The 1,192-nt window shown below is 59.0% G+C and carries 1 protein-coding gene; it reads right to left on the bottom strand.

What is annotated here, in order from left to right; genetic code table 11:
- Nucleotides 1–41 precede the first annotated feature (41 nt).
- Nucleotides 42–1,129, bottom strand: a protein-coding gene (locus N5K27_RS28865) for an IS3 family transposase (protein ID WP_087783220.1) whose coding sequence is annotated in 2 segments (ribosomal slippage) — nt 42–877 and nt 877–1,129 — 1,089 coding nt in all. Because the reading frame shifts where the segments join, the coding sequence is not laid out codon by codon here.
- Nucleotides 1,130–1,192: the final 63 nt, after the last annotated feature.

Here is a 1,192-nt window from a genome sequence, read left to right as displayed (position 1 = left end):
GGTAATCCCCCCATTTTTAGCGTTTGCCAGAAGTAGGAACGCTATGCGGCCATGGCGAGCCGCTGTTTCGGGGTAAATCCGCCCAGGGCCATGTTCGGGCGCTCGTGATTGTAGGACCACATCCACTGCGTGGCGACACGCTGAACGTGATCCAGATCGTCCCAATGATATTGGGACAGCCATTCGTAGCGAACGGTCCGGTTGAATCGCTCGACGTAGGCGTTCTGCTGGGGCCGGCCTGGTTGAATATATTCGAGCTTGATGCCCCATGTGCCTGCCCACTGCACAATGGCCGCACTCAGGTACTCCGGACCGTTGTCGCAACGAATCGCCGAGGGTTTTCCTCGCCAGCCAATGATCTGCTTGAGCGTGCGAATCACACGCTCCGAAGGCAGCGAGAAGTCGACCTCGATGCCCAGCGCCTCGCGGTTAAAGTCGTCGATTACGTTCAGCACTCGGATGCTACGTCCGTCGGCAAGTTGGTCGTGCATGAAGTCCATCGACCACACCTGGTTGACCTGGGTCGGTACCGTCAACGGCTCGGGCGCCTGCCGAACCAGCCGTTTGCGCGGTTTGATTCGCAAGTTCAATTCGAGCTCGCGGTAGATCCGGTACACGCGCTTGTGGTTCCACCGGAAGCCGCGGACATTACGCAGGTACAGAAAGCACAACCCAAAGCCCCAGTTGCGGTGGTTGTCCGTCAGGCGAAGCAGCCAGTTTGCGATCTCCTCGTTCTCGGCGTCGGTCTTGGCGACGTACCGATAGCAGGTCTGGCTAATGCTGAACGCCTCGCAAGCCATCCGGATCGATACGCCGCGATCTTGCACGGCACGTCGGGCCATCTCGCGGCGGCGAGATGGCCTCACCACTTTTTTTCGAGCGCCTCCGTCACGATCTCGGCCTTGAGCTTCTCCTCGACGTACATCTTGCGCAGGCGCGCGTTCTCGGCTTCCAGCTCCTTCATCCGCGCCATCAGCGACACGTCCATGCCGCCGTACTTCGACCGCCACTTGTAGAACGTCGCCGAGCTGATGCCCAGTTCCCGGCACAGTTCGGGTACCGCAAGGCCAGCTTCCACCCGTTTGATGGCTTCGATGATCTGGCTGTCCGTGAATCGTGACTTCTTCATGCTGTAGAACTCCTCAACGAGAAAATTCTACTTCTGGATGCAACGCTTTTGCGGGGGGATTAC

It is taken from the genome of Pigmentiphaga sp. GD03639 (assembly GCF_029845405.1).
In the GTDB taxonomy this organism is placed as follows: Bacteria; Pseudomonadota; Gammaproteobacteria; order Burkholderiales; family Burkholderiaceae_B; genus Pigmentiphaga; species Pigmentiphaga daeguensis.
Note: the sequence above shows the minus strand (reverse complement) of the source record. Positions and strands in the feature narration are given on the sequence as shown.